General features: G+C 64.6%; 5 protein-coding genes. All 5 read right to left on the bottom strand.

All coding sequences use genetic code 11. The features are described from left to right. Positions 1-234 precede the first annotated feature (234 nt). Positions 235-996: a metal ABC transporter permease gene (locus tag KDG50_03655; GenBank protein ID MCB1864500.1), complete on the bottom strand. Its 762-nt coding sequence runs from the start codon at positions 994-996 to the stop codon at positions 235-237. Beyond that, positions 993-1892 (bottom strand): zinc ABC transporter substrate-binding protein, encoded by a 900-nt coding sequence (locus tag KDG50_03650; GenBank protein MCB1864499.1) that lies wholly within the window; start codon positions 1890-1892, stop codon positions 993-995. Before KDG50_03650 ends, KDG50_03655 begins: the two co-directional genes overlap by 4 nt. Positions 1893-1911: 19 nt before the next feature. Further along, positions 1912-3309: a hypothetical protein gene (locus KDG50_03645; protein ID MCB1864498.1), complete on the bottom strand. Its 1398-nt coding sequence runs from the start codon at positions 3307-3309 to the stop codon at positions 1912-1914. Positions 3310-3402: 93 nt separating this feature from the next. Next, the gene (locus KDG50_03640) at positions 3403-3738 is read right to left on the bottom strand and encodes a hypothetical protein (protein ID MCB1864497.1); all 336 of its coding nucleotides are present in this window, start codon (positions 3736-3738) and stop codon (positions 3403-3405) included. 264 nt (positions 3739-4002) lie between these two features. Further along, the gene (locus KDG50_03635; protein ID MCB1864496.1) at positions 4003-6075 is read right to left on the bottom strand and encodes an EAL domain-containing protein; all 2073 of its coding nucleotides are present in this window, start codon (positions 6073-6075) and stop codon (positions 4003-4005) included. Positions 6076-6163 lie beyond the last annotated feature (88 nt).

Raw genomic sequence — 6163 nt, 5'->3', positions numbered from 1 at the left:
TTCTGAGGGCTCTTACGGTTCGAGGGCAAGGCGCGTCGTGAAGGCAAAGGTCATTCCATTGGCAGGCGGCGCAACACAGACATCGAACCGTAGGGGCCCTCCCTGCGGGCGCGGCTGAGCTGGGCTGACTCGGCGTTGGCGATCCTGACCATAGCGCGCTATGGCTGCGAATCGCCGCCTTGATTCAGCCCTGCTCAGCCACGCAGAGACGATAGATAACTGTGGGACAGGACACTAGGATTGTTGAGCCTGTTTGTTGGTGGGCCGCGCAAACAGTCCGAATGCAACGGCGACCAGCGCCATTGCCCACACCACGCTGGGCCCGGTGGGCAGGTCGCTCACGAGCGATCCTGCCAAGCCGAGCAGGTAGCCCGCCATGCCGACGCCGTACGCGGCCGTCAGGCCATGCCGGGTCCGCGTTGCCAGGGCCGGAATGATCAGGCTGGCAAACACCAGATAGACGCCGACCAGCTGAACCGATGTCGTGATGCTCAGCGCGAACAGGCCATAGAACAGGCTCGGCCGGTTCACTGCCTTGCCCCTGAACCACAGCGCCAGGATCACGAACGACAACGCAACGGGTACCCACAGGTCGTCGTAGGTGACCCAGAGCATCTGGCCGGCCAGCAGGTCTTTCAGGCGCTCGCCACCATGCGGATCGTTCGCCAGAATCAGCAGCGCGGCGGTGACCGCAAGCACGAAGATGACTCCGATCAGCGCCTCCAGTACCTCGTGCCAGCGCCGCTCCGCCCAGCGCAGCCCCAGCGAACCCGCGAGTGCCGCACCAAAGGCTGAGAGCTGAACGGTCCAGCCCGCGGGCTCTTCGCTGACGAAGTGGATCATGATCACGCCCAGTCCCGCGAGCTGGGCGAAGGCCAAATCGATGAAGATGATCCCCCGCGCAAGGACCTGCCGGCCGAGCGGCACATGGGTGCTGAGCACGACCGCCCCCGCAAGCAGGGGCGGTCCGAGCAAGGCGATATCAGCTAGGTTCATCCCTGCACCGCTTCCGACAGCCGCCTCACGATCTCGTCGAACAGGCTGAACAGGTTCTCGCTGTCCGGGACCGCGCCGACGGTATGCGGCAGGACGACCACCGGGGCGCCGGTCTGTTCCCGGAGCCACGCCGAGGGCTTCGCATCGTTCAGGGGCGACAGGATGATCAGGTCCGCGGGCCGGTTCTTCAGTTCTGAAAGGTGTCCCAGGTTCGGCGGGATGCCGGGCTTTGGTTCCAGCGAACCGGCGCGCTGCATGCCCAACCAGTCCAGCAGGTAGATCCATTCTCGATGATGCACGATCGCGTGCTTGTCCCTGAGTCCTTTGGTGTCTGCCTGCCAGCGTTCCATCGCTGCCTGCCACCGCGTGACGAACTCCTGCAAGCGGCGCTCGTAGGTGGCCCGGTTGTCAGGGTCCAGCTGCGCGAGCCTTGCAGACAGGGACTGTGCGATTTTCAGCACGCGGCGCGGGTCCAGCTGAACATGCGGATTGCCGGCGGCATGTACGTCGCCTTCGGCACGATCCAGTTCCGCCGGTTTTTCCAGCAGCGCGACGGGTTGCGTCGCCTCGAAATAACCCGGGTTGCCCGACAATACCTTTGGATTGCGGGCGCGTCGCTGCAACATCGGCATCCAGCCGACCTCGAGTTCGGCGCCGGTACACACGGCGAGATCGGCCGCACGCAGTCTTGCGATCAGTGAAGGCCGGGCCTGAATGTGATGCGGATCCTGACCCGCATGCGTGGCGGAGAATACGTCGGCATGCTCGCCGGCCAGTTCCTGGGCCAGCGCGGCCCACTCCGGCTCGCAGGCGAAGATGTCCAGTCCGGCGTGGGCCGAACCTGCCAGTAAGGAGGCGACGAGCAAACCGGCGAATTGTCTGACTTGCAATCTCATGGAAGACTCCTTTGCGCCGTCAGTACTGATGGGCACCATGAGCGCCGATCGTCATGATGTATTGCAGGAACAGCTGGTCGTCGGTGTCTTCGCGCGAATCGTCGCGTGAGTACTGCACGCGCACGCGACTGAACTCGCTCGGCGACCAGTCGACCATCGCGGACCAGCGATGGGGTTCGTGGTCACCGCTCTGGTAACCCGATTCCTCGAAGATCTCGTCGTCGTCCTCACCGGTCGCATTGCTGAGCATCAGCAGCTTGTTGTCCGCACTCAGGCGGTCGTAACGCAGGCCCGCCCGCCATTGCCGGTCGAACTGGAAGATGCCTTGCAGATACCAGCCGTCCTGCTCGCCGTCGTAGTCCATGAGGGCGTCGCCGGCGTCTTCGGACAGGAGGACTTCCCCGTTCTCGTCGCGCAAGAAGTATTCGCCCTGGAAGATCAGCGCGCGGTCCCCGCCGAGATCCGTCTTCCATACGGCATCGAATACCGTCAGGTCGGAATCACCGGCGAACACGGGTCCGCCGCCTTCGCCCTCGTGATCGTGCCCGCCGGCCGCGCGTGCCTCGACGTCGGCAGCGAGCCGTGACACGCCGACCTGCCAGCTGTTGTTCGGACCGACGTCGCCGCCGAGCTTGGCGAACAGGTTGTGGACGCCGCCAAGGTTGTCGTTGTTTCCGCCGCCCGGGTAACTGCCGCCGCGCAGGGCCTCCGCGCCGACTTCCACAAACAGCGACTCGAACGGTGCGACCCAGGTGGCGCGAACGCCATCGTCGCGGTACTGGCCACCGAGGAAGGCCTGGTGGGCGAGCGGCGCGTCGGCGAAATCCCAGGCGTGGGTGTGGTGCGGGTTCAGGTAGCCGACCGCCGAATAGAAGCGGCCGAAGCGCAGGCCGAAGCCCGCCGGCAGGGAAAGCGTGTCGACGTAGGCCTCTTCGACATCGACTTCGATCTCGCCTTCGTGCGAGTGCAGACCAAGCGTTGCCTGACCATAGAACAGGTTGTCGACGTTGGCGGATGCCGTCAGCTCGGTTTCCCACATGGCCAGCCCTTCCTCTTGCAAGCCGGCCTCTCCGCCGATTGGCATACCTTCGAGGTGAAACGCTTCCGGATCCTGCGAATATCCCGCAAACCCGCCTTGCAGCACCAGGCTGATCGCGGGGTTGAAGCTGTTGTCGCCGGTGCGTGGCTTCGTCTGAACCTGTTCTTCCACGGCGACGACCTTTATTTCCGTCGAGTCGGCCTTCTGCTCGGCTGCCAGAAGCCGCTGCTCAAGCGCCTGAATACGCTGTTCGTAGTCCGCCTTCATCTGCGTCATCTGCTGGCGGATCAGTTGCAGGTCCTGCTCACTCACGGCCGCAGATGCCGCGGGCATGGCCAACGCCAGTACGGCGCCGACCGCGGAAATCGATCGAATCATGTCTTGTTCCTCGATTGTTCGATCGCGCCGCGCGGAGCCGGCCGCGGCAGCGTGATCAAAAAGCGGGCACAACGCCCGCAGGTTCAGGTGGGTCTAACCGAGGAACGGGGCGGGAGGGGCACGCGCGCGGAATGCCAGCGGCGCGAACCGGTTGGCAGATGACGCCGATGCGCTGGCAACCGGGACATTGGCGGCCGGTGTGACGGCCGCGTGTAGAGCGGGGAGCGGTGCAGAACCCGTGTGCTGGCCGACCAGACAGAGCGCACAGCCGCCATTGTCGTCGGCGAGCGAGTGGTCGTAGTGGTGCAGGAACAGCCCGAGCTGCCCGAGCAGCAGACCGAGGCTGAGCAGCCAGGCTGCGGCACGGTTGCGCAGGCTGGGTCTGACAAGCGCGTGCAGGGTGCTCGGGTGGCGCACGGTCTCCGGCATCGGGGCGCAAACGGGAATCGTGATGCTAGCGCCAGCATGGGCGTGTACGCAATGTCGAGTCGCGTCGTTGGCGCTCGGCCCGTCGGCAATACATCGTCGCCCGCCATGAATGTGAACCGGCGGATTGCGCATGCAGCCGGCTGCTGAAAACGGCGCACCCATGGCCGTTTCAACGGCGCAACCGAAGATCGCGGCTTTCGGTTGCCCGCGAACATCGAACACCTGCGGGATCGATTCTCGGGCCAGGCGTAGTGTGAACAGGCCCTAGCTGGCAGTCTGCTCCGCGCCCGATGCCGAGTCCAGAAACCGGACGAAATCGCCCGCCGAGAGGGGCTCGCTGAACAGATAGCCTTGCAGTTCATTGCAGCCGAGTTGCGCGAGAAAGTCGCGATGCGCCGCGGTTTCGACGCCCTCGGCCACGGTGCGCAGATTCAGGCTTTTCGCAAGCGAGACGATGGTGCGGGTCAGGGTGGCGGACTCGCTGCTGGCGACGGCGTCGCGGATGAATGCGCGGTCGATCTTCAGGCAGTCGATCGGAAAATGCATCAGATAGCTCAGTGACGAGTAGCCGGTGCCGAAGTCGTCGATCGACAGGTGCACGCCGAGCTTGCGCAGATCCGCGAACAGCTGTCGCGCTGCGCTGTTCTCGGTCACCAGCATGCTTTCGCTCAGCTCGAGTTCAAGGCTGCCGGGTGCCAGCCCGGATGCGAGCAGTGCACCGCGAACCTGACCGAGCAGTTCCTTCGACCGCAACTGTACGATCGAAAGGTTGACCGAGACGCTCAGATCGCCGCGTCCGGCCTGCTGCCAGGCGCGGCATTGCCTGCATGCCTCGCCGAGCACCCAGCGTCCGACCGCGCCGATCAGGTCCATCTCCTCGAGCAGCGGTACGAAAACGGCCGGCATCAGCAGTTCGCCGTCGGCGCGACGCCAGCGCAGCAGCGCCTCGGCGCCGACGGTCCGGCCGCTTGCGGTATCCACGCGCGGTTGAAAATGCAGCTCGAATTCACGGTTCGTCACCGCCGCGCGCAGCCCGCGTTCCAGCTCGAAGCGCTCCAGTTCGCGCGCGTTCAGTTCATCGGTGAAGAACGCATAGCGATTGCGACCGAGTTCCTTGGCCCGCAGCATTGCGGCTTCGGCATGCTTGAGAAGCTGATCGGCGTCACCGTCGGGTGACAGCGCGATTCCGACCGAAACGCTCATGCCGATGTCCGTGGACTGTGGCCTGAACGGTTCGCCGAGTTCTCCGGTCAACTTTCTGGCCAGCGCCTGTGCGGCCGCAGCGGGCGTGTCCTCGGCCACCAGCACGAATTCGTCGCCGCCAATTCGACCGACGATGTCACGCGGCTTCGCGAACAGGCTGATGCGCCCGGCGATCTCGATTAGGATTCGGTCGCCGGCTTCGTGGCCGAGATGGTCATTGATGAGCTTGAACCGGTCGAGATCGATGTAGACGACGGCCACCGGCGCGTGCATCCCGCGCGTTCGTTGCAACATGGGTTCGAGCAGGCCGAGCAGCCCCTTGCGGTTGGGCATTCCGGTCAGGGTGTCGTGCTGGGACAGATACTGAATACGCTCCTGTTGCCGTGCCAGTTGATCGGCCTCGTGGCGCCGAATCACACCGTCGGCGCGGCGCACGAAGACCAGCAGAAACAGGTACAGCGCGAGCATCAGTGTCGCGATCAGTGCGACGATCGTCAGTTCGGTGCGGTGGATGCGCGCGAGCAGTGTCGTAATGTCCGTATATAGCTCGAACACGCCGACCACGTGGGGTTGGTCGCCGCGACGCACGGGCAGATACGAAGACAGCAGATCACGATTCTCAAGCACCCGGTCGAATGCGTCGAAGCGATCACGGAACGTGATGTTGCTGACGATTTCACCGGCGCGTGCACCCCGGAAGCCGGGGTTGTCCGCCTTGCTCTCGCCGATCTGGGACGGGTCCGTGGAAAACAGCGTAAGACCGGCCAGGTTGTAGATCTTGATCTTGACCACGCGCATGCCGCGCGTGCGCAGCCTGAGTTCCTCGCGCAGGTCCATGGTCTCCTGATGGGCAGTCAGCGCGTTCCGGTCGAGGCTCGCGGCGGTCGCGAAGAACGGCGCATAGCGGTCCCAGATGGCGTCGGCAAACGCGCGGGTGAGGTCTGCGTTCGCCTCGTTCTGCACATCCATGAGGGCGTTGACCGCGACCTGGCGGTAGAACAGGGCCATGACCACGGCCACGCCGAGGATGCCGAGCAGACTCGCCAGCGAATACGCGCGGGTCAGGCGAAATGGTCGAAGCGTCGAGGGGTCTTGGTCCACGGGCTGGGCATCCTCGCTGGTTGCTTGCAGCATCTGCGGAAACTCCTGGCAATCCGGGACGGATTGATCAGAGCTTCCCTAAAGTGTAGCCCCAGCGCGGTCGAGTGGCCCGGAAGCCGCG

The sequence above is a fragment of the Chromatiales bacterium genome (assembly GCA_020445605.1).
Taxonomy (GTDB): domain Bacteria; phylum Pseudomonadota; class Gammaproteobacteria; order JAGRGH01; family JAGRGH01; genus JAGRGH01.
The sequence above is the reverse complement of the archived record's forward strand: the minus strand, read 5'-3'. Positions and strand labels throughout refer to the sequence as shown.